The sequence below is a fragment of the Novosphingobium sp. BL-S-20 genome, assembly GCF_055521635.1.
In genome coordinates, this window is sequence record NZ_CM145494.1 from 857,912 (window position 1) to 883,214 (window position 25,303).

At 56.4% G+C, this 25,303-nt stretch carries 27 protein-coding genes; 2 read left to right on the top strand and 25 right to left on the bottom strand.

Annotation, left to right across the window (positions count from 1 at the left end):
• Positions 1 to 179 precede the first annotated feature (179 nt).
• A complete protein-coding gene (locus ACZ1II_RS11755) occupies positions 180 to 911 on the top strand; it encodes a DUF6440 family protein (RefSeq protein WP_465146590.1) in 732 nt (243 codons plus the stop codon).
• Positions 908 to 1,150 carry a hypothetical protein gene (locus ACZ1II_RS11760; RefSeq protein WP_465146591.1) on the top strand — a complete coding sequence of 81 codons (243 nt, stop codon included), beginning with the start codon at positions 908 to 910 and terminating at the stop codon, positions 1,148 to 1,150. Before ACZ1II_RS11755 ends, ACZ1II_RS11760 begins: the two co-directional genes overlap by 4 nt.
• A 56-nt stretch (positions 1,151 to 1,206) precedes the next feature.
• Here ACZ1II_RS11760 and ACZ1II_RS11765 read toward each other — a convergent pair whose 3' ends face one another.
• The 25 genes from ACZ1II_RS11765 to ACZ1II_RS11885 form a co-directional block, all read right to left on the bottom strand.
• Entirely contained in the window at positions 1,207 to 1,410 is a 204-nt protein-coding gene (locus tag ACZ1II_RS11765; protein ID WP_465146592.1) for a hypothetical protein, read from the bottom strand.
• Between the two features lie 34 nt (positions 1,411 to 1,444).
• A complete protein-coding gene (locus tag ACZ1II_RS11770; protein ID WP_465146593.1) occupies positions 1,445 to 1,705 on the bottom strand; it encodes a helix-turn-helix domain-containing protein in 261 nt (86 codons plus the stop codon).
• On the bottom strand, positions 1,695 to 2,033 hold the full coding sequence (locus tag ACZ1II_RS11775) for a type II toxin-antitoxin system RelE/ParE family toxin (protein WP_465146594.1): 339 nt from the start codon (positions 2,031 to 2,033) through the stop codon (positions 1,695 to 1,697). The genes ACZ1II_RS11770 and ACZ1II_RS11775 overlap by 11 nt, the downstream gene beginning before the upstream one ends.
• Positions 2,034 to 2,122: 89 nt before the next feature.
• Entirely contained in the window at positions 2,123 to 2,311 is a 189-nt protein-coding gene (locus ACZ1II_RS11780; RefSeq protein WP_465146595.1) for a hypothetical protein, read from the bottom strand.
• Complete coding sequence (locus ACZ1II_RS11785; protein ID WP_465146596.1) at positions 2,301 to 2,528, bottom strand: hypothetical protein; 228 nt, start codon at positions 2,526 to 2,528, stop codon at positions 2,301 to 2,303. The genes ACZ1II_RS11780 and ACZ1II_RS11785 overlap by 11 nt, the downstream gene beginning before the upstream one ends.
• Before the next feature lie 38 nt (positions 2,529 to 2,566).
• Positions 2,567 to 3,184 carry an SPRY domain-containing protein gene (locus tag ACZ1II_RS11790; protein WP_465146597.1) on the bottom strand — a complete coding sequence of 206 codons (618 nt, stop codon included), beginning with the start codon at positions 3,182 to 3,184 and terminating at the stop codon, positions 2,567 to 2,569.
• A gap of 3 nt (positions 3,185 to 3,187) precedes the next feature.
• Positions 3,188 to 4,309: a hypothetical protein gene (locus tag ACZ1II_RS11795; protein ID WP_465146598.1), complete on the bottom strand. Its 1,122-nt coding sequence runs from the start codon at positions 4,307 to 4,309 to the stop codon at positions 3,188 to 3,190.
• A gap of 141 nt (positions 4,310 to 4,450) precedes the next feature.
• Entirely contained in the window at positions 4,451 to 4,810 is a 360-nt protein-coding gene (locus tag ACZ1II_RS11800; protein ID WP_465146599.1) for a hypothetical protein, read from the bottom strand.
• 57 nt (positions 4,811 to 4,867) lie between these two features.
• Positions 4,868 to 8,791, bottom strand: coding sequence for a hypothetical protein (locus tag ACZ1II_RS11805; protein WP_465146600.1), 3,924 nt, complete (start codon positions 8,789 to 8,791; stop codon positions 4,868 to 4,870).
• 45 nt (positions 8,792 to 8,836) lie between these two features.
• Complete coding sequence (locus ACZ1II_RS11810) at positions 8,837 to 8,989, bottom strand: hypothetical protein (protein ID WP_465146601.1); 153 nt, start codon at positions 8,987 to 8,989, stop codon at positions 8,837 to 8,839.
• A complete protein-coding gene (locus ACZ1II_RS11815) occupies positions 8,986 to 9,363 on the bottom strand; it encodes a hypothetical protein (RefSeq protein WP_465146602.1) in 378 nt (125 codons plus the stop codon). The genes ACZ1II_RS11810 and ACZ1II_RS11815 overlap by 4 nt, the downstream gene beginning before the upstream one ends.
• Complete coding sequence (locus ACZ1II_RS11820; protein WP_465146603.1) at positions 9,360 to 12,125, bottom strand: hypothetical protein; 2,766 nt, start codon at positions 12,123 to 12,125, stop codon at positions 9,360 to 9,362. The genes ACZ1II_RS11815 and ACZ1II_RS11820 overlap by 4 nt, the downstream gene beginning before the upstream one ends.
• Before the next feature lie 522 nt (positions 12,126 to 12,647).
• The gene (locus ACZ1II_RS11825; protein WP_465146604.1) at positions 12,648 to 13,424 is read right to left on the bottom strand and encodes a hypothetical protein; all 777 of its coding nucleotides are present in this window, start codon (positions 13,422 to 13,424) and stop codon (positions 12,648 to 12,650) included.
• Positions 13,421 to 13,795: a hypothetical protein gene (locus ACZ1II_RS11830; RefSeq protein ID WP_465146605.1), complete on the bottom strand. Its 375-nt coding sequence runs from the start codon at positions 13,793 to 13,795 to the stop codon at positions 13,421 to 13,423. Before ACZ1II_RS11830 ends, ACZ1II_RS11825 begins: the two co-directional genes overlap by 4 nt.
• Positions 13,796 to 13,816: 21 nt before the next feature.
• Complete coding sequence (locus tag ACZ1II_RS11835) at positions 13,817 to 17,908, bottom strand: tape measure protein (protein ID WP_465146606.1); 4,092 nt, start codon at positions 17,906 to 17,908, stop codon at positions 13,817 to 13,819.
• Positions 17,909 to 17,952: 44 nt separating this feature from the next.
• Entirely contained in the window at positions 17,953 to 18,318 is a 366-nt protein-coding gene (locus tag ACZ1II_RS11840) for a phage tail assembly chaperone (protein ID WP_465147288.1), read from the bottom strand.
• 8 nt (positions 18,319 to 18,326) lie between these two features.
• Positions 18,327 to 18,761 carry a hypothetical protein gene (locus tag ACZ1II_RS11845; protein WP_465146607.1) on the bottom strand — a complete coding sequence of 145 codons (435 nt, stop codon included), beginning with the start codon at positions 18,759 to 18,761 and terminating at the stop codon, positions 18,327 to 18,329.
• Between the two features lie 123 nt (positions 18,762 to 18,884).
• Positions 18,885 to 19,859 carry a phage tail tube protein gene (locus ACZ1II_RS11850; protein WP_465146608.1) on the bottom strand — a complete coding sequence of 325 codons (975 nt, stop codon included), beginning with the start codon at positions 19,857 to 19,859 and terminating at the stop codon, positions 18,885 to 18,887.
• Positions 19,860 to 19,908: 49 nt separating this feature from the next.
• Positions 19,909 to 20,328, bottom strand: a complete 420-nt coding sequence (locus tag ACZ1II_RS11855; RefSeq protein ID WP_465146609.1) for a hypothetical protein — start codon at positions 20,326 to 20,328, stop codon at positions 19,909 to 19,911.
• Positions 20,328 to 20,729 (bottom strand): hypothetical protein, encoded by a 402-nt coding sequence (locus ACZ1II_RS11860; protein ID WP_465146610.1) that lies wholly within the window; start codon positions 20,727 to 20,729, stop codon positions 20,328 to 20,330. The genes ACZ1II_RS11855 and ACZ1II_RS11860 overlap by 1 nt, the downstream gene beginning before the upstream one ends.
• Positions 20,729 to 21,079: a hypothetical protein gene (locus tag ACZ1II_RS11865; RefSeq protein ID WP_465146611.1), complete on the bottom strand. Its 351-nt coding sequence runs from the start codon at positions 21,077 to 21,079 to the stop codon at positions 20,729 to 20,731. The genes ACZ1II_RS11860 and ACZ1II_RS11865 overlap by 1 nt, the downstream gene beginning before the upstream one ends.
• A complete protein-coding gene (locus ACZ1II_RS11870) occupies positions 21,079 to 21,678 on the bottom strand; it encodes a DnaT-like ssDNA-binding protein (RefSeq protein WP_465146612.1) in 600 nt (199 codons plus the stop codon). The genes ACZ1II_RS11865 and ACZ1II_RS11870 overlap by 1 nt, the downstream gene beginning before the upstream one ends.
• Positions 21,679 to 21,774: 96 nt before the next feature.
• Positions 21,775 to 23,025, bottom strand: coding sequence for a phage major capsid protein (locus ACZ1II_RS11875; RefSeq protein ID WP_465146613.1), 1,251 nt, complete (start codon positions 23,023 to 23,025; stop codon positions 21,775 to 21,777).
• Between the two features lie 105 nt (positions 23,026 to 23,130).
• Positions 23,131 to 23,820 (bottom strand): HK97 family phage prohead protease, encoded by a 690-nt coding sequence (locus tag ACZ1II_RS11880; protein WP_465146614.1) that lies wholly within the window; start codon positions 23,818 to 23,820, stop codon positions 23,131 to 23,133.
• Positions 23,821 to 23,859: 39 nt separating this feature from the next.
• Entirely contained in the window at positions 23,860 to 25,158 is a 1,299-nt protein-coding gene (locus tag ACZ1II_RS11885; RefSeq protein ID WP_465146615.1) for a phage portal protein, read from the bottom strand.
• Between the last annotated feature and the right edge of the window lie 145 nt (positions 25,159 to 25,303).

Genomic DNA, 25,303 nt, shown 5'->3' on the forward strand with positions numbered 1-25,303 from the left:
GGCCGGGTTATCTAGCGGTTCTCGGCCTACAAAGTGCTCTCGATAAATAGATCGAACGCAGAGGGCCACATTAGCGTTTCACGAGATTCAGCATCAAAGCGCGTAGCAGAGCAATGATGTAATGACCTCTAGGAAAGGTGGCCCTTTCCTAGAGGTTTTCTATTTGAAGGGCCACAACAATGACCATTAAGAAAGTCCATAGTCTCACGATAATCGAGCCATACAACGAAAGCATACATCGTCGTCCGGTATGGTCATTTCGCCAACAGTTCCATGAAGTAGAATACACCTACCGTGGGAAAATCGTAACACTTAATAGTGATCCGAACGTATTCGCAGCTTTTGAATTGGTGACGGAGAACAGCGAGTATATTGAGAACGTGTTTCTTGATAGGGCCGATTGCTTTGACGAAAGCTTGGGGCACTGGACCTTCACGTGGAAGACGGACAACGAAGAGGTCGCGCAGGAATTCTATGCGAGGTTTGGCACTGTTGCGGAGCAGTGGGCGCGCTACGAAGCAGAGAAAGAGCGCATCAGGGAGGAAGAGGCTGAAAAGGTCGCGTCTCAATCCCTGAATGAAGCCCTGGAACTTGAGGCCCACTTTCAGCTTGGATCATATCAGCCAGTCTACAGGCCGAAGGCGTCGGAACGACAGTCGCGACTGCCAACGCTCGTGATGTTTGCCGCAATCCTGACGGTGCTGATCCTCTTTCTAACCGGCTGTAATATCTCGCCGGTCGGGGAACGCATTGGCAGCGACGATGGGGTTCAGGTCTGGACCGACGAGACCACAGGTTGCCGCTACGTCATGTTGGATCGTCATTATGATGATCTTTATGCGACCCGAGCAAGCGGGATCACTCCGCGTCTCACAAAGGATGGCAAGCCTGACTGCGGAGTTGGTCGATGAGCGCTAATTCAAAAACAGATTGGATGAAGCTGAAAATCACATCAGCAACACGTTGGAGGCTTTACTCCATCAATCCGTTTCTCCCCGAGGAAGTCAGGACGAAAGAGGCAGCGAAATGGCTTGCTTATGAGGAGGCCGCTGACAACGCGCTGGACCTGATGAAGCAGGGCCACGAGCCAGAAGACGTCTGGCAGATGATGATGGATTTTCTGGAATGGAAGCTGGGATCAGCGCAGTAGACAGACGAAAGCCCGCTCAGGATGTTGAGCGGGCTTCGTTGTGGAGCGAACCGGGCTTACGACTTCGGTACTGGTTTCATCGTGCGCGGGAATTGGAAGACCAACGTGTCGCTCTCGTCACGCACTTCTACCCGCTCGGCCAATCCCGTATCGACCAGAAGGCGGGCTTTATCCTGAACGGCTGACAGCGGGAAATTCTTCCATTCCTCGCTGCCCGCGTCTCGGTGTCCGTTGTCGAAACGGATGATCTTATAATCCAACTGGCTCTCCATCGTTCGAGGAACCCTGATAATTTCAGGAGTTGAGCATCCGATCAACGGCTACCGGGTCACGATCGATCAACCGGAGCAAAACCTGTCCCACCTTATCGACGGGCTTGCCTCCCTCCCAATTCTGGACCGTGCGGACATTCAGGTGATACCGCTGCGCGAAAGCTGCCTGACTAAGCTGCGTCTTTGCGCGCACCTCCTTCACATACGAACCTTTGCGGGCCTTAATGTCGTCCACTGCTTCGCGCAGACCATCGACCAAGCCTGCGAAATCCTCATTGTCCATCCTTCAACTCCTTCACGATCTTCGCCAGCATTGCCACCTGAGCATCCGTCAGATTCTCGTTCCGGGACTTGGCAATCACCGTCAGCAGGTAGAGCGGGAAGTCGGAAGACCAGAAGAACGTAAACAGCCTTAGGCCGCCGCTCTTGCCCTTGCTTCCAACTGCGAAGCGCACTTTCCGAACGCCGCCGCTACCCCGGATTAAGTCTCCTGCTTCGGGATTTTCCGAGAGGAACAGCTTGATTGCTGCGCGATCCTCAGGGCTAATTCCCAGTTTGTCGGCCTGCTTCAAGTAAGCCTGCGTCTCTGCGATTGTGTTCTTGTCCGTCATTCCTATCTATACGCTTAGAGCGTATAACGGACAAGCGGAGATTGGCAGGAAAATGCTCATGGAAATGGCCCGCGCAGGGCGGGCCACTCTTAGTGATCGAAAGGGTTGAAATGCCTCTTCTGCCATTTGGCGTAGGCCCACTCTCCGATCCGTATGCCTGTCCAGACGAGGGACGCGACAGCCGCAACGGTCGGTAGCACCTGCGCCATCGTGCCCATCGCGACCCCCGCGCTCACAATGTCGATGACGTTTTTCACATCGTTGGTTTCACTGACCATCGGGTGATCCCTCCTTCTTCGTCTTCGCGAAGACGCCGATCACTCCTGCGGCAATCGCCATGTAACTGTAGGGCTTCTCCAAAGCGGCAGCGCCCATGATTGCTGTTGTGATACCGGCCCACGTAGAGCCTTCGCTGGCGCGGGCGCTCAGATATGCTGCGCATCGCTTTGCGCGCTCTACGGCCCCGCGCAGGGCATTCTTGATTGTGTCAGACATTCGATCCCCCACCCGTTTTCTATTATTTAAGCTGAGGCCTAGAACCAGCGGACTGATCGGATCGCCTTGCGCGTGGGGGCAGGGGGCGTGACCGTTCCCCCGTCGTCACCCCAGAATGAAGCACCAGCGGGCAGGCCGAACTCAATCGTCTCGGCGTTGCTGAAAAGCGTCGTGCTGTCGTCGGTGTAAAATCCGGTAAACATCGGGAAGATCGCGCCGCTGATGTGCGAGAAGTCGATACCGGCACCGCCCGCCGATGGATCACCGCCATGTGACCAAACCGTGCTGCTCGTCCTAATCCAAAGCTTTCGCGTTCCGGGATTGACGAGGAAACCTACGCGCTTGTCGTCTAGTCCTCCCGGTGAGCCGTAACCAGTTCCACCGGTATAAAGGGTGCCGTCATTGTAGAGGCCGAGCCCGAGTTCACTGCCGTATCCAAGCGGCGCGTTCAGGTCTGCGGCTGCTGATGCTACGCCAAATGACCCTTCACCGCGAGCAGGCACAAAGCCTTCAAAATATCGGAGGCCGGTCGTGTAACTGACCAAGCCCCTGATGCCGTGGTAGCTACCCGTCTGCGTCTTCCTGACAGTCGCGTTGTCGTTGGACAGTTCAAGGTCTGTCCACATATCTTGGGGGTTCCAGACTGCGTTCGGCATCGCTTACACCAGCACGTTGAAAGTGATGTCAGAAAGCGTTGCGTCGGCAGTTGCGGGAGCCACGATGGTAACGAGGTCGCCCTTAGCGATTGCTCCTGACGTGATGCTCTTGGTCGCAGTGGTCGCACCAGCGGCGAACGTGAACGTGCCTACAGTCGTCGTGCCCTTCTTGATCGTGAATACGGTGCTGGCCGTAGCGGCCACGAGGGCGTCGGCGGTCGAGTTAGTCGCGGTCGCGGTATAGGCGTATGGCGCGCGATAGAAGAACAGCGTTTCATTGGCCGCTGGTTTCCCTCCGCAAAAAGCGTTGAAGCCGCGCACGATGTTGGAGCCGGTGACGGTGCCGGTTGCCGCAACACTCGTCGGGGTGATCGCACCAAGGGTCAGCGAGATTGCTGGCGTAGTCGTGGCATTCGACACCGTGCCCGAAACGCCATTCGCGGTCGTGACGCTCAGGGTCGTGACAGAGCCAGAAGATGGGGTTGCCCAAGCGGTGTTGTAGTCCGTCGCATCTACCTTGCGCAGCACTTGCCCTGCCGTGCCGCCTACGGGCACTCCCTGTCCATTGGCTCCCGTTGCGCCCGTATCTCCCTTTGGACCGGCAGTGCCGGTATCACCCTTGGGGCCAGTAGCACCGGCAGCGCCGTCAGCGCCCTTGACCAAGCCCACGTCCTGAGTGCGTCCGTCGCTGAAAGTGACAATCAGGTGGCCGTTGGCATTGATGGCTAGGCTGTCTACGCTGATGCCATCAGCGCCGGGAGTGCCAGAGCCACCGCCGCTACCGGCAGAGACGAAAGCTTCCCAAGTGTAGCCGTCGGACATTTCAATCCTGAGCGTTCCGGCGTCGTAGGTGAAATCGGAAATGCTGCTTCCGGGTTGGCCTGGCACACCGGGCGCGCCAGCAGGGCCAGTTGCGCCGGTATCGCCCTTTGGGCCTTGTGGGCCGGGGACAGTGGAAGCTGCGCCGGTATCGCCCTTGTCGCCCTTGGGACCAGCGGGGCCGGTCGGACCATCGAAGCCGCGCAAGCCTTGCTCACCGCGAGGGCCGGTTGCGCCGATAGCGCCAGCAGCACCAGTCGCGCCGGGTTCGCCACGAAGGCCAGTGTCACCACGAGGACCGGCCACGCCAGCGGGGCCAGTAGGCCCGCGATCACCGGTATCACCCTTTGGTCCCTGCGGACCGATTGGTCCGATTTCTCCCTGCTCACCCTGAGGGCCGGGAACAGATACGATGCCTTTATCGTATCGCAGAACTCGATTAGCCACTTAACCCACCCTGACCGCTGTTACGGTTCCGTTTGTGATGATTGATTTGATTTCGCCGGTTGGTGTCTCGATCCAGAAATCGAGTTCCATGCTCCCATCCTCACGGATGAAGCGAAGCTGGCTGTTGCGGAGGATGACAAGCATAGACTTGGAAACGGAGTTCCAAATTAGACCATCACCAAGGCTGAATAGCTTCAACCTTCGTCCGTCTTGTGTGATGCTGAGGTACGCGGCAGGAGGATCGAAATCGATCAACTCCTGTGTTTCGTCGTCTAGAATCTCCCAGACTTCTTCAAACGACTTCGCATCGTCAGAGCCGGGACGGAAATACTGAATTAGGAAATCGTCTGTCTCGTCCACTTACTGGCTCCTCCATCCGTTCGGATATTTATGCGGAGGAGCCAGTTCGGAGTGTCGTTAAGGCTTGTAGGGCCTGTTGTTGGTTGTCTGGTGGTACTTGAACCTCTCAGAACCAGCGGCGGCAAAGCCAAGTGCCGATTCGCTTGTCAGCATCTCTTGGAAGTGCTGCTCTGCCTTTGCTGCTGCTTGTTCTAAGTCCGCTCCTGTCATACCCATATCGAGCAAGAGCGCGGCACCCGCTAAGTTAGCATCGTTGGCCTGTCCGTCGCGGCTGTAGACTGTAGTTCCATCCGTGAACTTATCCCAGCTAGGAGCCTTGAGCGGGTTGGCCGCGATCACCTGCGTGACATTTTGAGGCAGCTTGGAAACGTCGCCACCGGCAGCACTAATTTGCGCCCTTGTCCAATAGCAAACCTGATAATCGCTACCGTTCATGTTGAGCAAGTCACCCTCGTTCATGCGAGCAACGATACGCTTGCGATGCATGGCCTTCAGCCAGTTCACAATGGCCGCCGCCTTCGGTGACGCCTCGCTGAGAGCGTCGAGGAAGCCTAGTTTGTGCGCAGCATGAAGCGCAGAGAGCCAGTATCCGGCTTGGAACTCTGACAGCTCAACACCGTCACCACCAACATAACAAACGCCAAACCTAGCAGCGGCAGCAAAGATAGCTGCGTTATCATTGAGTGAACCGTCTGTGTTGGTGATATTCGAGGGCGGGTTCAGGAAGCCCGGTGTCGATGTGTACCACTGATCGTAGAAAGTCTCGAAGTCGAAGACCACCCAATCAAGGATTTCGGCACGGCTATAGAGCCTCGTCGAGTTCGTCGAAGCTGTCTTCCAGAGCAAAGCGGCATGCATGAAAGGCCACGCACTCTCACGCGCCGAGAAGTTCGTTGGCCCCCAAACGCTTTCGAGGATCGAGTTGCTATATAGGCGAACCTGATCGGAGAAGTTCACACCGAACATCGCGAACTCTGGCGTCTGCCAGAGTAGCGATCCCCAATGCGGGAACTGGTGAGCGTGAAGTGCGTCGATTTCGAAGCCACCAAAGTAAGGGCGGTCAGCCGTCTTACCACTACCGGGGATATTACAACGAAGAGGATTTCGGTTGGTCGTCCATTCAGACAGTCGGCCTACCTGCGCATACCACGCCTGATCGGCGGGAGTGGTCGCCTCGCCGGGACCGTAATAGTGGTTTCGCATCGTCTGGTTCTTACGAGCGTTACCCCTGTAAAGCGGCGTAAGCTTACGCGTCCTGCCGTTGACAGCATTGAATGGGTCACTCGCATAACCAGTCAGGTAGTCCAGTGCGATGTCTGCGATAGGGGCATGATCGTGAGGGCGCACCTTTGTCACGTCGCGCATGTACTGAGCTACTGGTTCAGCGATGATCTGGCGATCATCTCGCGTACCACCCGGCCCAACAACAGGGCATCGACCCATGGTATTGAATGGTGTGTATTCTAGCCACAATGCGGCGACCGGAGTTGCCGCAATGTCGGTGTAAAGGTTCTTGTATGGATCAAGCGTGTTGGCTGCGTAGGTCTTGATACTTTCGTAGTCGTACTGTCCCCAGCGAAGCGGCATCAGCTTCCAGTTAGCGAAGCCGTTCATCTGGCCGTCGCCACCTGCACCACCAGCCCCAATACGAAGGTCGAAACCGTTGACGGAGAAGCCGGTATGCGACGCGAACGGGACGCGCTGGTCATAGACCGGCAGATGGTTCCAAATGAACTGCTGGTCGTATGCCGGTGGCTTGCCATTGCGGTAGACTACAGAACTTCGGACAGTTCCGTGTGGATACCAGCGATTGCTTGAAGTGACCTGAGGGATTGAACGACCGTCATACTGGCCTTCCCAGACAGGCTTGTTCGAGAGAGCGTTCAGTGGTTCGCCGTTGGGTTTTTCAATGCGGCGGAGTTCGTTGCCCTCGTTATCGAGCACAACCCACTTGTGCGGACGCATGTAGGTTTCGAGGCCCGTTGGATCACCAAATGGTGAAGCGGGCCTATCGAGCCAGTAGAGGAACTGGAACATGACGTAATTGCCCTGACGAATGCCCTCGCAGCCGTAGGCGATTCCGTCCATAACGAGTGGGGACTCAACTGGCATAACCTCAGTCCAAGAACCCTGCGCGCCGAACAAGAGGTCGTCTTCAAAGCGGCAGTTCTGTGCTGCTGGGCGGGTCATGGTCAGGGTGCCGACTGTGACAGGTGATCCAGTGGACCAGTCCTCAAGACGAGCAGCATATGGGCGACCGGATGGCAGGACCATTCCACCGACGACGATGGTTAGGTCATACTGTTGATTGCCGTTCGCGATGTAGGAAAGGACGCGCTCAGGCTGCTGAGTGGTGACACCAGTTGCGTCAACAACGAGATTCTGTAGGTCGTCTGCGGTGACAGGGCCGTCGGCGATTGTGTGGTATGTAGTGGAAACATCTGGGAAGCCAATTGTGAGGCCGACGCTTTCGACTACCACGCCATCGCTGCTGTCAGATGTGTTGCCGACCGAAGCGTTGACCTGAAAGTCGGATGCTGCCGTGATACGAGGCTTCCATTCAGTGGGTTTTGCTGCGCCATACTGAACGCCATCCACGTAGAACGTAACCGTTCCGCCGGGGCCGTTTGGATCATTGACCCATTCGGTTTCCACCGTGATATCTCGCCCAGTCAGGATGGCGACTTCATCGCTCAGTACGCTTTCGCTACCGCCACCGCTTCGCGCGTAGTAGAATTCAACGCTGCGCTCGTTCCAGTGAATTGAATGTGTCGCGGCACCGCCACCCCAATCCTGTAGGCGACCAATCATGATGCCCTTTAGCGTTCCGGCCGGAGCGGAGCCCTTGTAATGTAGGCGAACGCTCGGTGGTGTCTGGGTGGTCGAGGGATCGCTGCTGGATTTGAATTCGAGGCCGAGCGCAGGCGACTTGAGGTAGGCGCCCCTGTTGAGCGTGATGCGACCATTCGCGTAAGAGCGTGTTCCGTCGCCTGCTGCTTCCAAGACCATCGAGGCCGGTAGCGCAGTGCCACTCACCGGATAGGGCGAACCGGTTGCGCCAGTCAGCCAAGTTGCGTTGCGCTGGGTCACAATGTCCGTGTCTACCTTGCGCATGATCTTGAGATTGCTTTGGGTGAAGGCGCGGCTCAGGGTCAGCGAGGTAGGCGATCCGATGATGGTGATGCCTAGCGGGGTGATCTTGTTAAATTCGGCGTAGAAGGTCGAGGAGCCCGAGAGGTCAATATCCTCGTTGCCGCCACCGGGTTGCGGAACAGGAACTTCCGTAAGGCCAAGAGTGATGCCGAGGGTGCCCGTGCTGCTATTGAGGTAAGCCCAGATGCCGATACCCGCGTTGGTGCTTCCCTGAGGGATAACGACACTGCTTTGCTGGGTCAGAGCGACCGTGGGCGCTCCGTCAGCAACGGGAACGATCAGCTTCACGCCCTTCGCGCCTGCTGGGAGGCCAGCGAACTGCGTAAGATCTACCACGCTTTGGATTGCCACTTCGCCGCCGCTGCCGGTGCCGTCCTGGCCGTCCTGACCATCAGCGCCCTTGACCATGCCCGCATCGATCGTGCGCCCGTCACTCAGAGTGATAATGAGATGACCGGCACTGTTGACGACCGCGCCAGTGATACCGGGACCACCAGAGCCGCCATTGCCACCACCGCCGATGCCGCCGTTCGCGATCAGGTTGTTGATGGCTTCAAGGACCGTGATAACGGCCTTCTGAGCATTGAGCGTTCCGGGATGGACAGGAACCAGCGCGTATTCCTTGCCCGCTGCTGTAGCGCCGACAAAGGGGTGAACAAGCGTTACGCTGTTGCGGCTGTTCACAGACTTTACGGGGTAGCTCAGGCCATCGAGCCAGAGAAGCAAGCCGGGGTAACTTGCGACCCAATTGGTGCCTACGCCAGTTACATCAACCGAACCATTCGTGACGTTTACGAGGCCGGTTGTTTCAAACTCAAAATCCGCCATGTTTGCTCCCGCGATATCTTTCCGATATTTATGCGGGCGTCTGGATCACTGGTCCTTTGGGATGCGAACCTTGATGGCGAGGTTGCGGGCAATGAGTGCTTCTGCTCCGTGGTGAGCCATGTAGTCTAGCTGCTCTTCTAGCGTCCCGTATGCCTCTTTGCGTAGTTCAGCATATCCCTTCTTGATATTGATCTTCATACATTCTCCGGTCCTGTCTGGACTTCAATATGGGTTGCTAGAAAGTGCGGATGATCCAGCCAGATGACTTTCACTTCTCGCATGTCTGCTTCAAACTCTGCTGATCCGTCATCAATGACGAACTCGCCTTCATTGATAGTGATGCGAGTTCCAGCCGGGATATTAGAAACCCGGTTATAGGAAATCTCGACCGCGAAAGGTTCTTTGTACCTTACTGCTGGATTATCTGGATCAGATATATCGAGGTAGATGGCGTTGCCGTTCGTAAAGTCTGGAACCTCACACATTACAACGTCTGGTTCTGGGTAACGTGTTTCGTGATTGGCCACCGAAAGCGGAGTTCCATCGGCTTTGAAATACGCATAGTAGGTCATCTCTTTGCTCCAATGAGTGTCATTGCGATGTTACGCACCCAGAAGGCGCGAGCCACCGAACGAGGAGTATGAGTGCCTGAGTTGATGCGCGCCAATACGCGGACGTTTGCTCCGTCAACACCACCTTGTAGGATTCCGGGAACGCGCCAGTACGTGTTACCATTGTTGGTAGATATGCCGATGATACCTGCGTCTACAGAGCGCCAACCAGCACCATTGCCATTGTCTAGGAACAGTTCGATGAAGGCAGCGGCGTCGTAATTGGCTGTTGCGTCGATGGTGAACTTCACAGTTACGATAGCGGAGCCGTCATAGGCGTCACCGATGTTCCAGAACCCGGTGTTCAGGAAGTCGATTGTGCCACCGGCAGGGCAGTAGGCATCGCCTGCGGTATGGAAGATGTTGGCCGTGATCGCGTTGCCTGCGACCTTCAAAGTATCGACAGTCAGGTTGTCGATCTGCGCGCCGCCAATCTGAGCCCGGCGGATGATGCCGTTGTCGAAGTAGACACCAGAGGCATCGGCTCCAAGGATGCGCTGCGCACCATTGGGCGTCCATACGTCGAAGAAGTCAGTCGTGATGGCCGTTGCCACGGTGCCGTTCTGGTTGAAGATGCCAAGACCGCCCACCACGACGCGGCCACCTGAGTTCGTCTGTACCTTGAAGGTCAGCGAACTGCTGGCCTGCCCGTTCAGATTCACAAGCGTTTGGATGTTTTGTTCATAGCTGGCCGAGTTCGTCGGGCTCAGGCGGCTTTCCAGCAATGTGATCCTGCCTGCTGTGACCTGATCGGGACCGGCCTGCGTGTTCTCAAGTTCACGGATTTTGCCTTCGGCAGCGCCCAAGCGAGAAGTGACGCCTGCGATCTGGACTGTAGCTGCGCCCTCAGGACCGACAATCGCGGTGAATGTCTCCTGCTTAGCAGCTTCGATCTTCTGGCCGGTTTCAGTCGTGATCTTGACGCCCATCTCCTCGATCTTCTCAAGGGTGGCGTTGTTGGGTTCGAGCACAAGGCGCTCAAACTCTTCTATCTTGCCCTCTGTGGTGCCTACGCGGCCCTCTAGGATTTCGCGGGCTTCAAGCTCTGCCTTATCGGCTTGCGCTCTGATTGTGCGCTCTGTGACGAACGCAGCCTCCACGTCTTCCCCGAATTTCGCGATGCCCGTCTCAAACTGCTCAACGACAGCTTCGACCTCGCTGGCGATAGTTCGGTCAACCTCTAAGAATCCTGCCTCGACGGTCTTTTCGCCTTCTTCCACACGGCTTGTAAGGTTGGTGATCTGTTCCGCTACGAGTGCGCCGTTCTCATCGACGCGGATGCCGATTTTGGTAATCGCAATGTGGTTCTGATTGTGGAGTGCGGTCTGAGCTTTGACGATGCCAGCGCCGTATTCCAGATTGGTAGCTTGAACCTCCTCGATCACCTCCGTCATCGAATCTCGGACCATGTTGCGGAAGTCTTGACGGATAAGATCGACGTTCTCTGTTACGTCGTTGACAGCCTTACCAATGCCGACTGCTACTTCCTCGATAGCATCCTTGAGTGCCGATGAAATCTCGTCGTCACTATGGGTGACAAAGCAGCGGCGACCACCAACACGGACTTTCCATGCGCGCTTTGGCACAGACGGTTTGCTGATGCTGCCATTGACCACGACAGGCGAGGTTGTGCCGTATTGTTGAATGGTCTGTGGTGCCTTCGCGGTGACATTACGACCGACGCGGAAGACCCCGAATTCGTCGCTGATGATGTAAGCGCCAAGCTGGTTTGCGCCTTCGCGCAGGAAGTCTACGACCTTTACCGCCTTCTCGTTTTCGTCGTCTGGTTTGTCCTGGCTATTGATGTAATTGCCCCACTTGTGCGGGAAATCGCGATCCAGCCTTTCGAAGCTGTCAAAGTTGATCTGGGCTTTGGGGATGCCGCCGATGGTGTGGAGCATCCAAGGCGCGATCTTGCCGAACGTCTCCATGGGCTCGCCGTTCTCATCGAGCGCACCGCCAACGTCGAGCGTGATCTTGCCTGTTGGTTCTGCGCCAAGTCGGAACATACCAACAGCGGGAGCATGAGCCCATGAGCCCGGTGGAAGCTGCTCGGCGGTTAGGCCGATTAGTTCCTCATAGGAATTCACTCGGCGGATGGGCTCACCCAGAGTGAGCGCGTTTTCGTAGACGGCCTTCACGCCATCGGTGGGGCCGTAGCCGTGATACTGATAGACCTGATAAACGAGGTCCACGGGATCGGCTTCGATGTTCTCCACGCCGCCCACCGCGAATGGCTTTAGAACGCCTTTGTGATCCTCTGCGCCTTCTGCTGCGCCATTGCCCGCATACTCAGCGGTCAGGATTTCCTTGTCCAACTCAGACTCAGGGCCGCTAAGGTCGATTTCGCCTTGGCCGGGATTGGGCGTGTTGATGACGCCAGTTCGTCCGGCAGGAATGCGGGTGAATGTCGAAAGCGGAGCATCGTACTCGCCCCACATGATCGTACAGGGGTAGCCGTCGAAGTCGTAGCCGCGCCAATGCTCGTTGGCCAAATCGGCACTGAACCATAGGCCGAGCGAACCATACTCCACTGTAGGTTCGGCGGGCTCGCCGTTGTCGCTCAGTGAAAGGCTATAGCGAGGGGGTTTCGCGATACACGGCACATAGGGAATGTCGTCGTAGACAACTGGCCCTTGACCGCCTGTGCTGGCATGGAGCGTGACCATCTCATCAGCACGCGGATCATAAGCGTTCAGTTCTGCGACAAATACAATACGCACTCTATCACCCCATATCCTGTCGGATATTTATCGGGGGGGCTCTGGGCGTCCGGGTGGTGCGCTATGCCGATGTGGAAAGCAGATCTTGCTGCCTTGACGGCTTTCTAACTAACAAGTAAAATCGAGGATACCGAGAGCTTTCACTCACCTGTTAGGACCGTGAAGTGTGCTGCCGACCGCAGGTCGGGTGCGAAGCACTTTACAGCACACTTCACGGTCCTAACAGGTGATGTGCATTCCGCAAAATCGCAAAGTATACGACGATTCTTGCTGCGAAGCAAGAGCGACTTGTTCATAACTCTTTGCTGGCGGTTGCGGTTTTTCATCTTCACTTGCCTTTCACTTTTGATGAAGTTGGTAATAGATGCCTATATAGGCGAGCTATTTTCATACCTGATATTCAGTGATTAGGCAAGTATTACTGACGGTTGAGTCTGTTGAGTGAAGCATTTTGCCTTTGTGGCGCAGTCCTGTAACTCAGGATCGCGCCACAACCTCGCGAACGTGATTTAGCCATTCGCCTTACGACCTCAGGCCAGACACCTCGATATCTACGTCCCACCAATTGTTATAGGGGTTCTGCCACTTGCTGGACTTCATACGACCATAGACGGTCCAATGCTGCGCTGTGGCGAGATTATCTGGCTCTGGTGCGAATAGGACTGGCTTCTTGTATCCAACGCGCATCTTGAATGCGTCCAACTCGTTGAAGCTGGCTTCGTCCAACTGCCCGAACGTCGCTTTGATGCCGGGACGGCTAGGGTATTCCTGAACGTCTTCGTAGTTCGGAGCGGTGGTTATCTGGCTGTCGTCATACATCAGCTTTTCCCAGCCGTAGTTGATGCCGGTCGGAATCTCGAAACGTTTTCCCATCACGATCCGGGCGATCTTCACTTGTCCGTCTGGATGGCCGGGAGAGGAGAAGTCGAAGCGCCAGAAGGGAGCCTGAACCGTTTGTCCCAAATCGATGATGGTCTTTGTCGTATATGGGGCGAACTTCGTACCCTGAAAGGCTGGCAGAATTCCGGTGTCAAAGACGGGATCGCTCACGGTTCCATCCCATGTTGCCCCGGCACGAACACGGACGCTATCGGTATCGCGCTGGTTAGTGAAAAGGACAGCGATGGTATCAACAGGAGCAGAGCAGCCGAGAATGAAGTAGGGCATGTCGCCTGTTGAGCGATACTCCAAGTCCATGTTGTCCACGGTCAGGTTGCGGCCCGGCGTGGCAGGAATCTCGAAGTCAGTAGTCTCGAACGTAATCGGCTCAGCAGCTAGGAGGAATGGCTGTTTAATCATCTGATCGCTCCCTTGATGAGCACGGTTGTTGTCCAGCTTTCATAGTTGACTTCGACACTCACCACCCTGAGCAGGTCAGTCAATTCAACCGGCCAGCTAGGGAAGTTACAACGGTAAGTCGGAGGTGAGCCGTCAAAGTCGGATGGGCTGATTACATCGACACCTTGAAAGGTGAAGCTATAAGCTTGAGCAAGTGGTCCTTGCTCAGATAGAATCTCATCAGCGAAACGCTTTGCTGCTTCAAGATCGAGATTGGTATCAATCTCGATCACTCTGGCCTGAGACTGCTTCGCCTTGATATCGTCGTTCTTAGCAACCTCATACCTATATTCGTCCTGAACGAACGCACCACGATTGCGATCAATAGCCATGATCCACCTCCATCATGCTATTTAAGCAGCCTTACCGTTGACCGTGCTTCCGCCAGTCCATGGGTTGTTGCTGTTTGATGCTTCAAGCACGGCCAGAATCTGCTCTAGTGTTGTGGTCTGCTTCGCGCTTTCCTTTACCGATGCGGCGAGCATCTGGGTTTGTGCGTCAAGAGCGGTCGCATTGCCGGTAGTGTCAGCCGAGTAGATATCGTTGATGTTGCTCGCTGCGCCATCAATCGCGCTGAGCAGTTGGCTCCTGATGTTCTGAGCCTGTGCTGTCGCGGTGCCGTAAGTGTCCTTGGTCAAGTCCCAGATAGCGTCGCCAAGGGTAGAGAGAGCAGAAGTGTCCACGCTCTTACCTGCTGCGATATCGCTCTGGAATTTGGCGAACTCAGTCAGCTTGTTATCAAGCTGTTGCTTGCTGGTCAGGCCGGAGCCTTCGCCCATCAGCTTGTCGCGGAGGCTCTTGAGGTCGGATAGCTGATCCTCAAGCATCTTCTGGCGCTGGACCATGTAGTAGCGGTCAGCGTTTGCGAGTTCTTCGGCGGTGGCCTTATTGGCGACCATCTCCGCGCGCAGCTTGCTCCACTCCTTGTTCAATTCCGCAAGAGGGGCGCCAATGGGATCATCGATGCGCGCCAATTCCTTGACGATGTTCTCATACTTGGCCGCGAGGTTCGTTGCGCGGTCGAGGTCTTGCGCAGCGGACAGGACGCGCTTGGAGAAGTCGCTGATGCCGGTGAGCACGCCCTGTTCCAATGCGACCTTGATGGCGTATTCGATAGCGGCTTCTTCGCCGTCCTTACCGAAGTCGGTAACGTCGCCGTACTTGCCCTTAAGCTTCCCTGTGCGCCCCGTGTCGGAAACGCGCCACTTGCCCTTATACTGGCCGATGGAGACATTCGGATTGCCCGTCAGTGACCCGCCTAGGGCTTCTGCGATTGTGTCCAGGCCGCTGATGACTGAGGAGGCCGCGCCGGTTGCTGCCTGCTTGTAAGCAGCCTTGTTGCCGGTCGTGCTGCTGTCGAGATAGCCGTCTGCCCCAAGCGTGATGTTGGCCGTGCCGTACTTCTTCTTCTTGAACAGACCGCCAATCAGGCCGCCACCGATGCCACCGATGATGCTGCCCAGCGGACCACCAACAACGCCACCGATAGCACCACCGATAGACGCGCCGGTCTTACTCGACGCGATGCCTAGGGACTTCATGATGCCGTCAGCCATCTGGCCCATCTGTAGACCGGAGGCAGCCTTACCCAGCGTGTTACCGATTGCGCCGGCGACGCTTCCCGGACCCTTGCCGGTGAAAACCTTCTTCATGTCGCCCTTGAAGCCCGAGAATCCATCGCTTAGGCTCTTGAGCGGATTAAGCAGGGCCGACTTCTGGCCGTTGCGACCAAGGATGCTGTCTAGGGTGTTCTGCGATGCCTTGGATGCGGCCTGACCGATACCATTGAGGGTGCCGTCGCCGTTCTTACCGATGATGTCGATCACCGAGCCGATAGCGCCAAGACCGCTGAACGATCCGCGAGCAGCGTCTGCCAGACCGGCGAGAAGCTGACCGAACTTGCTGATGGCTTTCCCGAAGACGCCGCTCAACTGACTGCCAAGCTGGTCAACGCTCTGTCCCATCTCGTAACCGAAGCGAGTGTTTACCTCTGCCAATGCGCGGTCGAGGCCGTCGATGGAACGATGGAATTCCTCAGGGGAGATTTCGAAGCTGTAGAGAAGGCGCTCTAGCTGTTCACGGTCCCGGCCAATCTGCTGCCTGTCCATGTCGGCGGCGTTCGCAGGGCTGTATTCGCGGAGCAGGGCGTCACGGCTCTTGATGAGGCTGTTCTGCTTCTGGATTTCGTATGTTTCGCCAGCGCGAGCCTTCACGATGGCGAGCTGCTTCTGGTATTCTTCGTCGCTGAGGTTCAGCTTTTCCTCAAGGGCGCGCTTCTCAAACTCCCAAGCAGCCTCGGCCATAGCTGCCTGCTTATCCGTCATTGTCAGTCGCGACTTCTGGTAGGCCAGTTCTGCTGCGCCATTGTCGTTGGCGACCTTCATGTCAGCGATGAGTTTGCGCTGGCGCGTCTCGTTCAGGATCGTCTCTAGGCTGTCCTTTCCTGCGGCAGCGCGTTCCTTTTCCAACTCCACGAGGGTCTTACCGCTGGCCTTCTGGAGATCCAACTGAGCGTTATACTTCTCGGCCTCGATGGGCATCATGCCCGCCAGCGAACGGTTATCCTCTAGGTTCTGCCACAGTTCTTCCGTGGCCTTCTTCATGCGCTCAGCTTCCTTGGCTGCGCGCTCGGCTTCGCGTTCTGCGTCGGTCCTCTTGTGCTTGGCGGGCTTGCCCGCGCCGAGTGTCAGAGTGCCGCCGGGATTGCGATCTTCGTCACGAACCCACTTTTCACGAGGGGCACGAGCAAGGTCACTGATGCGCTGGTCGATGCGAGCCATGGCATCTTTGCGCTGCTTCATGCCTTCGTCGATTTCCGCGTCAGGTGTGCCGAAGCCCGTAGCCTCGCCAAGTTCACCGCTGATGAGGCGACCAAGCGCCTTGAGGTTTGGACCTAGCTTGCGAGGAGTAGGGTCTGACAGCGGAGCGCGACGGCCAGCCTTGGAGTTGACGTAAAGCTCGCTGTATTCCTTCGAAAGCTTTGTGCGCTGCTGTTCCAGAGCCGCAAGGCTGTCTGCTCGGCGAGCGTCGGCGAGATCGTAAAGCTTCTGGGCGGCATTTCCGACTGCGCCAGCGAAAGCGTTGATCTTGGGTGTTGCGTCGTTGGCTTCTTTGCCCACGCCGGTCACAGTGTCCTTCGCGTCGTCGCCGCTCAGGGTCATCTTCTTGATGATCTCGTCCGTTTCCGCGACGATGGAGTTCGTGTTGCTCAGGATGTTTGCGGTGGTCGCAGCATTCATCGCCATAGCGGTGAACGCCACGCCGAGCGCAGTGACAGCCGCGCCCAGCGGACCACCGAAAACGCCTAGCAGAGCGCCACCGGCAGCGCGAAGACCACCAAGTGCGACAGTGGCAGAGCCAGCAACCGGGCTAATGCGGGAGAGGGCCATTGCGCCTGCGATTGCGCCCAAGTTGGCATTGCGGAACGCCACGAGGGCACCGACAGCGCGAACGCCGATAGCCTGAACGAACAAGCCGATCTTGGATGCGACCACGCCGCCAAGGATGACGCCAATGGTGGTAGCGTTGTCACCGATCACGCGGAAGACGTTCGCGATCACGGTGCCAGCATCACGCATGGTGGACGTGATCTTGCTCATGTTGCCCGTCGCGTCGGTCGCGAAGTCGTATAGGGACCTGCTGAACTGGCCGCCCTGATCGAACGCCCCAAAGGCATCCACAGCCGCGTTCTTAACCGCCGTCATGGCGTCCGAGAACGTGGGCGGGATATTCTTGAATTCCTCGTCGAGCGCAGCCGTGAACCTCTTGTCCGAGAGGGCTTTGAACAGAATTTCGCTGGTCAGCTTGCCCTCAGAAGCCAGCTTCTTCAGTTCGCCGCGGGGCTTGCCGATAGCGTCAGCCACAAGCTGCATGAGGCGAGGGGCGTTCTCAGTCAGGGAGCGGAATTCGTCACCGTTCAGCCTGCCGCTGGCAAGTGCCTGGCCTAGCTGTAGAACGGTCGAAGCAGATTCACCCTGAGTAGCACCGCTGATCTTGAGGGACTTCGTAACAGTCTCGGTGGCGCGGGCGATATCCTGCTGGGTCGCCTTCAGCGCCTTACCGTTCTGCGTCATCTTGGCGTAGAGCGTGGTGGTGCTGGTCAACTCACTACGAGTGCGCTTCGCAATGTCGTGGGTGTCTCGCTGGGCCTGCGCGTAGGAGTATTGCTCTCCCGCCGCTAGGCGCAGCTTGGCGTTCATCTGCGTGGCCGCGTCGGCCATGCTGGTAAATTCTCGGATGAGGAAACCAGCGCCGGTCGCAGCAAAGGCAGCGCGAAGACCGCGCATGTTGCGCGTCACGCTGGAAATGCGAATGTCGAGGGAGCCGAGGTTTCGATCTAGTCGGGTGGAAGCGGCACCAAAGCGATCAAGTGCGCGTTCGGCGGAGAGGCTTTCTGAGCGAGCATTGGTGCTATCAACAACAATGCGGACAACAGTTTCAGACATACAGGCAGACCTCCCCACGGATTACTGCCTGTATTTATTGGCCATCACTTTGGCGGATTGACCTTAGCAGACTTGCTTTCATCGTCTCTGCCCGAAGCGTTTAGGACTTCATCATCCATAGCCACGATAATATCGATGAAGGTTTCTGTTTGATCGAAAGTCATCTTGTAGTGCTGCGCCATACGAAGCATCGATGACCATGGAATACGCCCAGCACCACCTAGACCGGCGGGGGGTCTGTCACGCGCGAGTAGCTTGTAGGCTGTAAGATAGAATTTGTGCTGCTCACCGACGCGAGGCTCATCCTTGAGAATGTGGGTGAAAACAGCGTGGTTAGGTTTGTCCGTCGTTCGGGCGGTGTTGTAGTGGTTCTCAAGTTCACCGGGGGCGAACTTGAGTTCCCACGCCAGACGGTCAGTTAGTTTTTTTTGGCTTCCTTCGCGGACTGCTCAACCCTGAAATTGCTCGGGTTGGAGACGGACTTGTCGAAGTCCTGAGCCAAGTCCCAATTCTCTGGATCGATGAGGAAGCCTAGAACGGTAGCCTCGTTGTGCTCGGCCGCATTTCCTTCGTCGTCCAGCAGTGCGCTATCGGTCACGTAGTTGGAAACGAGGACGCCAAGCAGGAGGCGACGCTTCAGCAGAACGTCTGCTTCGGTCTTTGGGTTGTCGATGCGGATTTGCTCACTCTGAGTGAGCTGATCGACTGCGCGCATGAATGCCAGCGACCAAGCAGGAGCCTTTAGGTTCTGGTGCTTTGCCTTGATCTTGCCAAAGCAGTTGCCATCAGCATCATAAATCTCAAACCACTTGGATTCAGTCGAGACAGGAGTACGCTTCTTCAAATTCGTCATGTTATTACCTCAGGTTTTACCCGCAGCTAATCGCCGCATGGTATTTATCCCTTGGTAGTCATGGGTCGGGGCAGTGGACCTGAGATGAACCACTGCCCCGCGAAGCTAACCGAACAGAAACTCTTAAGGAGTTGGGGTCAGCTTCTGAATGATGAAGTCTGTATCCTGATCGTCAACAATCTGACCGATTGGAGCAAAGGTTACAGATACCATCTGGTTAGCGCCGTCCTCGCTGTCTTCAGGGAACGAGGGCTGAGCAAGTGTAGTGAACCTGTAGCCAGCGCCGCCGATGGTGTACTCCCACGAGATTTCGACTGCTGGGTTATCGGTGCCGTTCTTAATCAGCTTTTCTGGCGCGAGGTCTGCGCGGTAGAACGTAGCTACGATTTCGCTGCTCTTGCCCGCAGTACCAATACCGCGAGCATATGCGCTACCTAGCTTGGTCTGCGCTGCGCGATCCTGAGTGAGCGTGAAGTTGAACGTCGAGTAATCGACTTCGCCCAGCGTCTCGATGGTGATGTTCTTGACGTGCGAGCCAGCGAACTTGGCGTTCGTCGCTGCTGCTGAGTAGGTCGCGCCGCTCAGAATAGCACGGGCGGAAGCCAGTTCCTCGCCTTCCTCATCGGTGACGGGTTCGGTGCCTTGGCCGAGGACGGTGAAGTCAGCGGTTACAATGCCGCCAGATTCAGCGTTGATCGCGAGTTCGCTGACCAGCAGACCGAACATGCGAGTGAACAAGCCGGTCGCGCCGTCATTCCACTTACGTTCTGCGCAGAACACGGTTTCGGTTGTGCCAGCGAGCATTCTGCCGTTCGCGTCGAACTTGCCCGAAAAGGCGCTTTCCAGCAGCATGTCTTGACCAGCATCGCCGTAGGTCAATTCCGTGTTGAGCGTTCCTTCAACGCGCGGATTAACAAGGGACTGACCAGCGTTGGTGCGGCCCTTACGGCGAGTTTCGCTGACGACGCTGTCAGCAACACCAGTGAGGGTCGATCCTACCTTGGTGTCGAGGCGCTTGAACTGGGGATTGGTAGGAAACCTACCATCTGGACCAGCAACGCAGATGGACCATTCGGTATCAGAGGGGTTAATAGCCATTCAGGGCTCCTTCTTTTTATTATTGGGCCGTTGCTGGCCTCGTGGGTATTTATGCGACAGTCTTGTAATGGGTGCTGTCATAGCTCACTTTAACAGTGATGATGTGGTGCCTATCGTCAATCGAGGTGCTTCGTTCGACGGCAAGGCAGCGCAGAAGTCCATCGTCACTGTTCCAGCGGCGGAAGATCGCTGTAGCGTCGTCGGCCAATAGCACGGCGTCATTCACGTCAGTTTTAGGAACGCCAATCTGTATCCAAATGCGCCCATAGTTCTCGATGCGAATGCGGCCATCGCCCAGCGCCCTGTCTGTTTCACCTGACGGGCGGATTGAGAAGCGGATGAAGCGTTCTGGCGCAGGGTTCGTGACGATGCTGTTGTCGTAGAGCATCGTGACTTTTGAATGGGCGTATGCCTTCCAGCGTTGGTTGAAGCGTGCTGTTAGTGCTTTTGCGTCGAGTGCGTGGCTCATCATGACCCCCTTGTTGCGCGGTCAATCGAGCCTTCGATCCAGCCAGCAGGCTTGGACACGGCATTGCCCGCATTCAGGCCATCGACGTGAGGCTGATTGTTCACGATGTTGATTTTTGATCCGAGAGGGGCGGCAGCAATCTCGGCCTTGCCCTTTGCCAGCGCGTTCTTGCCTCCGGGATCGGCAGTGTTCACGAGCCCCGTAGGGTTGCTGTTAACGCCGACCTGCCAATCGCCTACTGTGACGCTGGTATCCTCAGGCGTGCCTTCTATGACCCCTTGTAGGATATCTGTGGCGACCTTGCGTTGCGTCTGGGTGATCGTGGCGCGCATTTCCTTCTTGGCATGCTCGATGCTCTTGTGAACGGCTGCGAGGTTCGGGATTCCTGAGCGGCGGGCCATTATGCTGACAACCCCGCTTCGTAGTTGATGACCGTCACGCCATTGGGCGCAACCGTCTTCACATCGGTGATCCTGTAGGTTGTCTTTCCGACGATCAGGAGGTCATCGGGCTTGGGCTCGATCTTGTTGTCCAGCACTGCCACGAGCCTGCTGCCCAGATACGAACCTTTGTCCCATTCCTTCTTGTCCTTGACCACGCCGCGAACGCGCTTGTCACTCTGAGTGACGGGAATAGCATCGCCGTTGTCGTCATAGCCACCACCAGAAGTCCTGCGCAGCACGAACGAGCCGCCCAGCTCACCGCCTAGAATCTGAGAAGCGGCCTTCGCGAATGTGCCGTAGATCGCCATTAGCGCGCACCGCCAGGACGAACCATTCCGGCGCCCCTGAACGAGCCCCAGCGCGCAAGGCGCATGAACACGGCGTCAGCGGCAGCAACAGCATTGGTGGGCTTGATGGTGCCAACGCCATCGACCTTCACCTCAGCGGCGTTGAACCCGTTGTCCTGCCAAAGCGTGATGCCCCTTTGCTTGAAAGCAGCGAGGATCGCTTGCGCCTCCAGCACTTCACGAGGGATGAGGTCTTCTGGAAGGTAGGAGACGCCAGCGGACAGACCGGGGCTCTCGAAATGGAGGAAATAGGCGTACTCTTCCATGTCAGGATCGAGGTGAGGGAAGTTTTGCGCAAACCAATCGCGACCGGGCTTCTTGCCCTCAAGAACCACACCTCTGCGGGGCCATGCGAGAGCCTGTAGCGGATCTACCTGTTCGCCCTTGAAAGCCCACATGCGCGAAATCTCTTTCGCAGCTTCGATCAAGTATGGCTCGTCGTCGTCTTGAAGTTCGGGACTATAACCAAGCATGGGATGGGCGAAGTCAGTCAGGAACTGATTTGCCTGCTCGATAGTCTGCCAGCTATTCGCGTTCTGGCCTGTGGATTCCAATCCCATCTTGCGCCCCCTTATTAGGTGTTACGCGAGTATTTATTTGCTCAAGGAAATGGCCCGCCGTTTCCGACGAGCCATTCTTGTTCCTTGTCCGTAGACTTAGGCGGTCAGCACCAGAGCGCGGATTGCCTTGTAGTCCACAATCGCAGCACCGACGCGACGCGAAGCGGTGTACTTCACGAACTGCGGTTCGGTGATTGGGTCCACAGCCCAGTTCATGCGGCCAAAGTCTGCGATGGTGTATGCCTTCGCAAAGTCAGCAAGCAGGATAGCTGGGGTGCCGTCTGCGACAGCCTCTTCGATGGTGGGCATCATGTCGTCGATGACATAAGGCAGACCGTAGATGGTGCCAGCGAACTGACCGGCGACCGATGCGTCAGCAGGCTTCCAGACAGGACGGCCATTGTTGTCCTTCTCCTGCATGATCGCGAGTTCGACCGACGAAGAGAAGACAAGCTTTGCGTTTGGCAGGTAGTTCGAGTGGAGGGTGGACTTGAGGATCAGCACGCCGTCGCTGATGTTGGCGGTAGCCGAACGACCGAACTTCACAGCGCCAACGGTGCCGAAGTTATCGGTATACTTGGTTGGAGCGATGGTCGAAAGCGTCTGAGCAAGCAGACCACAGTTGGTGGCAGCAACGCCCGCAACGTCCTGAACGCCGTTCTGAATGGTGCCATTCAGGAAGAGGTCGCTTTCCTTCTCAGCGATGTTGAGGACGATGCTGTCCTGAAGTTCCTGTGCCAGAGCGAGGACGCTCTCAGGGTGCTGGGAAATCCAAGCGGTGTGACGCTGCTGATCGAAAAGCTGTGTCTGACCCCAACGCAGCTTCGCGAAGGTATCGACGGTGTTACGAACGAATGCGTCCTTTTCCGACTTGGTCTTGGCTGCGCCAGCAGTGCGGAACTTGATGATGCGGTCCAGATCGCCGGATACGGCCAGAACGCGCGACAGGGCGCGAACAGGGCTAGTCTTGCCAAGACCACGAGTAACTTCGCTATCGAAGTGAACCGGGACCGTGTGACCACCCTCAGGGTTCACAAGGCGCGAGAACTCGTCTGCCTTAATGTCACCATGAGTGACCGCATGATTGCCCTTCACGAATGCGAAGGTAGCAGCGCGCAGATCGGCAGCTTCCTGATCGACCGATGACGTCTTGGTGCTGGACTTGCGGGCAAGCGCTTCTGCCTGCTCTTCAAGCTGAGCTTCCTGCTCAGCCATCTTGTCCTGAATGGACTTAATTTCGGTGTGTAGGTTGGCGACAGTGGCCTGATCTACAACATCCTTGGAATCTGCCTTGGTGGACAGAATCTCAAACATCTGTTCGATGTTTGCTTTCATGTTCTCGTTCACATTTCACCTCTGAATTGAGTTTCAGAGGAGTGCGAAAGGCGAGTCCTGCTGTTGTAGAAGGCGAGTCCTGTGCGGAGTGCCGGTCAGCGTTGCTGACAAATCTATTTATCGATTTCGGTATTGCTTGATGCGGTACGCGAACATCGCCCCTTCAAGAGCCGATTGAAGTTCGGACTCGTGATCGGATTCCAGTGACTTTACTGCCTCATCAACGATGTCTGTAGACTGTTCATCGGATAGGACGCGCGAGTGCTTTGCTTCCAGCATAGCGGCGAAATCAGCCACCAGTTGCTGGTCTTCGAGGCTCAAGGTTGGGAAGCTGGAAGCAATGTCACCCTTGACCGCCGAAACCAGCGCCATTTCATTACAGGCGAACGTGACTGCGCTAATCTCGTGAAGGCTGATTTCCTTCAAGCGAAGCACTCGCTGATCGTTTACGCGGTCAGCTTCCTTCTTGAGCACGCGATAGCCGATGGAGAAGCTATCAAGTGTGCCATCAAGGAACTGTTCGCGGGCGTTCTGGCCGTCACGGCTCTTGGAGAACTCACCCCTGAACCAAAGACCGTCAGGCGTATCGCGAAGTTCCTTAATTCTGCCGATCGGTAGGTCATGACGGTGGTGCGCAAGGAAAGGCATTCCGTTCTTGCGCTTGTTGAAAGCATCAATGGTGCGAGTGTAAGCGCCCGGTTCCACGATATCGCCCACATTGTCGATATTGCCGTATGTGGAGGCTAGTCCCTCTACCTCGTTCTCCTTGATAGGAGCAGCCTTAAAGCTTTTGAATTCCATCGTCATAAGTGCGTCAGTCCTATCAGTTCCACTTCTGGTTATTTATTAGGCGCGCTGATCTGCCCGGCGGCTAACATCGGCGTTGTGTCCGACTTCACGCGGTCTCGCGGTGTCAGGCTGTGGTTTTGGTTCTTTGTCCGGTTTGGACTCATCCATGTTGCCGACGCCGCTAACGGGCATTTGCTTTTCGCCCCATGGCTTCGGCTCCCATCCGTTCGCTACTCGATACTCATTGAACTCAAGAGCACCGTTGCGCGCCATCCTTTCCAGAACTTCAGACTTGTCTTCCTGAAGGTATGGGATTTTGGTTTCGTCGATGGTCAGGACGAGATTTGGGCAGTTCAACTCTTCCGCGAGGAATGCCTGTAGGTGTCCAAGGATGAACTCGGCGCGAGGCTTCAGCCATCCTGTGTAGAACGTGCGATCCGCAGTCCTCATGTTCGCCATCGAGGCTTCGCCCTCAAAGCCAAGCATGACGGGCTGAACGCCAAGGGCCATTGCGATGCGACGTTCCAATGCCTTCTGAATCTCGACGATATCGAGTTCGGCAAAGGTCATCTGGTTCTCGATGAAGTTCGCGCCGTTGACCAAGCCCTTGAGTTCGTCATCCTGACGAAGCTTATCCATGGCGCTGCTCAGCTTCGCCCAATCGTCATCGGTCATCTCGTCGATGCCCTCGATCTCGGGGAGGGTGATCCAGCCTGCTTTGCGACCGCCGTTTTCCAGACGGGCGTACATCAGCTTCACAGCGGCCATCAGGGTTTCTACGTCGCCCAAGATAGCGTCCCCGGCTCCGGTGCCCTGTAGGCTGCTCAGAGGGTTCGGAATGGCAATGTGAAGGAGCGCACCGTGGAGCACTTCATAGGTCTTGCCATCTGCGGTCAGGCGTTCGACCAACTGAGTGCGCCCGAAATCGTTAGGGTCCATCGTGAAGATGAGTTCTGGTTTGCTGTTGTTTTCACCCTTCAAGCGGCGCGCAGGATCGTAGGTGATTTTGCTGGCGGCTGGCTCTTGAAACATGAAGTCCTGACGGAGTGCTTCAAGAACGGGGCGGAGGCTCAGGTCCATGTTTAGGAACAGCCAATTGTCGCCACCAAGACCAAGGTCGTTTTCCACGACGCGGAATAGGTTGTTGATCGTGCGGTCACGGAAGTTGGGCTGCGTGAGCACCTTCTTCGCGGCGCGGTTGCCGCCCTCGATCTTGAGGGTGATGCTTGCCAGCCTTTCGGATCGAATTTCAAAGCAGCGTCGGCTTACCGGGCATCTGTAGAGCAGCTTTCTGACGCGAGCTTCGAAGTTCTCTTCGTCCGTCCACCCTTTGCTGACACCGCCGTAGGAATACATTCCCGAGAAGTTGACAGTGCGACTTCCCTCCGGCCTTTCGACCTTGCTCCAATCGCGAGACTTCCAGAACTGCCAATTCCAATCCACTGTGCCACCTTATTTGGTTGATCTACAGGGTATTTATTCAACAAAAATGAGTGGGAAT

Coding starts and splice junctions, on each gene's coding strand:
- ACZ1II_RS11845 (WP_465146607.1), bottom strand. CDS start 18,761: ATGACGAATTTGAAGAAGCGTACTCCTGTCTCGACTGAATCCAAGTGG.
- ACZ1II_RS11825 (WP_465146604.1), bottom strand. CDS start 13,424: ATGATTAAACAGCCATTCCTCCTAGCTGCTGAGCCGATTACGTTCGAG.
- ACZ1II_RS11760 (WP_465146591.1), top strand. CDS start 908: ATGAGCGCTAATTCAAAAACAGATTGGATGAAGCTGAAAATCACATCA.
- ACZ1II_RS11830 (WP_465146605.1), bottom strand. CDS start 13,795: ATGGCTATTGATCGCAATCGTGGTGCGTTCGTTCAGGACGAATATAGG.
- ACZ1II_RS11880 (WP_465146614.1), bottom strand. CDS start 23,820: ATGACGATGGAATTCAAAAGCTTTAAGGCTGCTCCTATCAAGGAGAAC.
- ACZ1II_RS11790 (WP_465146597.1), bottom strand. CDS start 3,184: ATGCCGAACGCAGTCTGGAACCCCCAAGATATGTGGACAGACCTTGAA.
- ACZ1II_RS11815 (WP_465146602.1), bottom strand. CDS start 9,363: ATGACCTACTATGCGTATTTCAAAGCCGATGGAACTCCGCTTTCGGTG.
- ACZ1II_RS11870 (WP_465146612.1), bottom strand. CDS start 21,678: ATGGGATTGGAATCCACAGGCCAGAACGCGAATAGCTGGCAGACTATC.
- ACZ1II_RS11850 (WP_465146608.1), bottom strand. CDS start 19,859: ATGGCTATTAACCCCTCTGATACCGAATGGTCCATCTGCGTTGCTGGT.
- ACZ1II_RS11770 (WP_465146593.1), bottom strand. CDS start 1,705: ATGGACAATGAGGATTTCGCAGGCTTGGTCGATGGTCTGCGCGAAGCA.
- ACZ1II_RS11885 (WP_465146615.1), bottom strand. CDS start 25,158: ATGTATTCCTACGGCGGTGTCAGCAAAGGGTGGACGGACGAAGAGAAC.
- ACZ1II_RS11775 (WP_465146594.1), bottom strand. CDS start 2,033: ATGACGGACAAGAACACAATCGCAGAGACGCAGGCTTACTTGAAGCAG.
- ACZ1II_RS11860 (WP_465146610.1), bottom strand. CDS start 20,729: ATGGCCCGCCGCTCAGGAATCCCGAACCTCGCAGCCGTTCACAAGAGC.
- ACZ1II_RS11855 (WP_465146609.1), bottom strand. CDS start 20,328: ATGAGCCACGCACTCGACGCAAAAGCACTAACAGCACGCTTCAACCAA.
- ACZ1II_RS11780 (WP_465146595.1), bottom strand. CDS start 2,311: ATGGTCAGTGAAACCAACGATGTGAAAAACGTCATCGACATTGTGAGC.
- ACZ1II_RS11810 (WP_465146601.1), bottom strand. CDS start 8,989: ATGAAGATCAATATCAAGAAGGGATATGCTGAACTACGCAAAGAGGCA.
- ACZ1II_RS11785 (WP_465146596.1), bottom strand. CDS start 2,528: ATGTCTGACACAATCAAGAATGCCCTGCGCGGGGCCGTAGAGCGCGCA.
- ACZ1II_RS11805 (WP_465146600.1), bottom strand. CDS start 8,791: ATGGCGGATTTTGAGTTTGAAACAACCGGCCTCGTAAACGTCACGAAT.
- ACZ1II_RS11835 (WP_465146606.1), bottom strand. CDS start 17,908: ATGTCTGAAACTGTTGTCCGCATTGTTGTTGATAGCACCAATGCTCGC.
- ACZ1II_RS11755 (WP_465146590.1), top strand. CDS start 180: ATGACCATTAAGAAAGTCCATAGTCTCACGATAATCGAGCCATACAAC.
- ACZ1II_RS11865 (WP_465146611.1), bottom strand. CDS start 21,079: ATGGCGATCTACGGCACATTCGCGAAGGCCGCTTCTCAGATTCTAGGC.